Origin of the sequence: Thomasclavelia sp. (assembly GCF_047249845.1) — a bacterium.
In the GTDB taxonomy this organism is placed as follows: Bacteria; Bacillota_I; Bacilli_A; order Erysipelotrichales; family Coprobacillaceae; genus Thomasclavelia.
This window is the reverse complement of the sequence record NZ_JBKTWO010000116.1, coordinates 1-2,645: the sequence shown is the minus strand read 5'-3', so window position 1 is coordinate 2,645 and position 2,645 is coordinate 1. Positions and strand designations below refer to the sequence as shown.

The 2,645-nt window shown below is 27.8% G+C and carries 2 protein-coding genes; one reads left to right on the top strand and one right to left on the bottom strand.

From position 1 onward, the window contains the following. The coding region (locus ACLR9T_RS13750) for an alpha/beta hydrolase (RefSeq protein WP_413110060.1) at nucleotides 1-289 on the top strand (289 nt) is incomplete at its 5' end. Here ACLR9T_RS13750 and ACLR9T_RS13745 read toward each other — a convergent pair. Beyond that, nucleotides 286-2,475 carry an EAL domain-containing protein gene (locus tag ACLR9T_RS13745; protein WP_413110059.1) on the bottom strand — a complete coding sequence of 730 codons (2,190 nt, stop codon included), beginning with the start codon at nucleotides 2,473-2,475 and terminating at the stop codon, nucleotides 286-288. The two genes, ACLR9T_RS13750 and ACLR9T_RS13745, sit on opposite strands and share 4 nt — an antisense overlap. Between the last annotated feature and the right edge of the window lie 170 nt (nucleotides 2,476-2,645).

Genomic DNA, 2,645 nt, shown 5'->3' with positions numbered 1-2,645 from the left:
TTTAGATATTTCTAATATTGTAGCTGAAATGAAAGCTGGATATAATTTTAAGGATGCATCTAGTATAGAGCAGGTTAAGAAGTCGAAACAACCAATATTATTTATTCATGGTGGTCAAGATGATTTTGTTCCAACAGAAATGGTTTATAAATGCTATGACGCTGCAACTTGTGAAAAGGATTTATTTGTTGTTGATAAGGCAGGTCATGCTGAGGCTCGAAATTATAATCCCAAGAATTATTGGAATAAGGTATTTTCTTTTATAAATGAAAAAATGCTGACAAACTAGTCAGCATTTTTGATAAACAAATCTTCAAATTCCTGAATTGGCATGGGCTTGTAGTAATAATATCCTTGAATATAATTACAATGATGCTTTACTAAGAAATCTTTTTGTTCTTGTGTCTCAACACCTTCCGCTACAACAACAATATTTAATTTATGACATAATTCAATAACTTCTTCTATAATAATATGACTTCTTAAATAAGTTGATGATGTTGTTTTAAAGAATTCCTGATCGATTTTTACAACATCAATAGGGAAATCCTTTAACATGTTTAATGATGAATAACCACTTCCAAAATCATCTAAAGCAACTCTGATTTCATGTTTACGTAGTTTATTTAAGATATCAATTAATTCACTTTTGTGATTTAAAGCAGTTGTTTCAGTAATTTCGACTTCAATTTGACTTGGGTGGATATCATGCCTAAGAACCAGTTGAATAAACTGATCAATAAATCCCTCATTAAATAAATATGTTCTTGAAACATTTACTGACATACCAATATCTTTATGATAATTATGACGCCAATGTTCTAAAGTTCGTAGTATCTGTTGAAAAACATATACATCCAATGATTCTAGCATTCCATTTTTTTCAAAGATTGGAATAAACACTCCTGGAGAAATTAAACCATGCTCAGCATTCTGCCATCTGACAAGTGCTTCACCAGTTAATACATTACCTGTTTTTACATCAACTTTTGGTTGAATATATACTTTAAAATCTTGATTTTCTAAAGCATTAAGAAAATCTTTTTCTATTTGTTGATCATGTAAATCTTTTTGGAAAACATCTTCTTGATAAAGAATGACATCATCTTGTGATAATTGCTTAAAATCATTTTTAATATATTGAGTTTTTTGAAAAGCAACTTTTATATCAATATCTTTATCAATAATTTCATAAACCCCAAAATGAAAATAAAATTGTGAAGTCGCCTGGAGCTTATTAAATTCATAACGAATCTGATCTGCTAAATTAAATAATCTCTCTCTTAATTTATCAGGATTATTCTTTTTGAATAGAATAGCAAAGTGATCATCTTTCTGACGACAGCATAGTTCATCCATATGACATTTATTATCTATACATTTCATAATTGTCATTAATAAATTGTTTGCAATATCTTCACCATAGATTTCATTAAACCATTTAAATCCTTTAATATCACAATTGATAAGGACATATTGATCTAAATGTGAATTATTTTTACAAAGTTCAATAAACTTATTAAAGTTATAATGCTGAGTTAGTGAATCTTCAAATGCTAATTTTGTAAGCTGAAGTTTATTTTTCTTTTGGATAAAGTAAGTAGAACTTAATAGAAAAGCACTTCCTAAACCAATGAGTAACCATGTAATAAAAGCTGTTATAATTAAATTTTGTATTCTATCAGTGACAACTTCTTGAGGGAAAACTGAAGCTACTAACCAGTCGTTATTTTTAATATTAGCATATGTAAAGTAATTATGAGAATTGTTATGATCAGTAAAACTTATAATTCCAGAACCTTGTTTATCAATGCTTTCAATCTTAATATCTTTTTGTTGGGACAAATCTTGAATAGTTTTTATATTCTTAACATCTTCTGCTTGTGTAGATAAAAGAATAATGTCTCCTGATTCATTAAATATAAATGAATATCCAGTATTGTTAAAAGAGGCATTGTCTAGTGTCTTCGATAATTTAACTGTATCATAAGTTGCAAAAAACACACCATTTATTTGATCATCTTTATTATATAAAGGAACGGAATAAACAATAATCTGTTCACCATCTACAAAATCTTTCATACTATTTGATTTAACTTTTTCACCATGAAGTGATTTTTGGAAATAGTCTCGATCTTTGATGTTAAAAACTTGTTGATCAGATGTTCTAACATTACCAGCAAGATCAGCAATGCCAAAACGCTTAATGTTACTTTCAATAGCAAGTTCATTGAGATAATCTAGTAATTTTTTTTCAACTGTATTATTGGTATGAATCATTAAAGCAATTGTATCTAGCTGAGTAATATTTTCATTCATTCTGTTATTGATTGATGATGCAGTTTGGATAGCTATTTCCTTGAGGAACTCGTTAGTTTCATCATATAGATTACGTGATAAATTGTTTGTATAAAGAGTTGCTAAAAAACTAAATATAACAAGTGAAATAATTGTTATAATAATAGACTTCTTCATTAATGGATTTCGCACAATATCACCAGCCTTTTCCTCTATTATATAAAATTATATTTATAAAAGCACGAACAAATATACAAAAAAAGAAAACTCTTTCAAACTGAAAGAGTTCTTGGATATTAGCAAGGATAAGTTTTAAGGTGTTTTCAACAGCTTGAATATGTGTTCTA

What these genes read in the sequence shown, in the direction of transcription:
- ACLR9T_RS13745 (WP_413110059.1), bottom strand. Translation starts at nt 2,475, where the DNA reads ATGAAGAAGTCTATTATTATAACAATTATTTCACTTGTTATATTTAGT.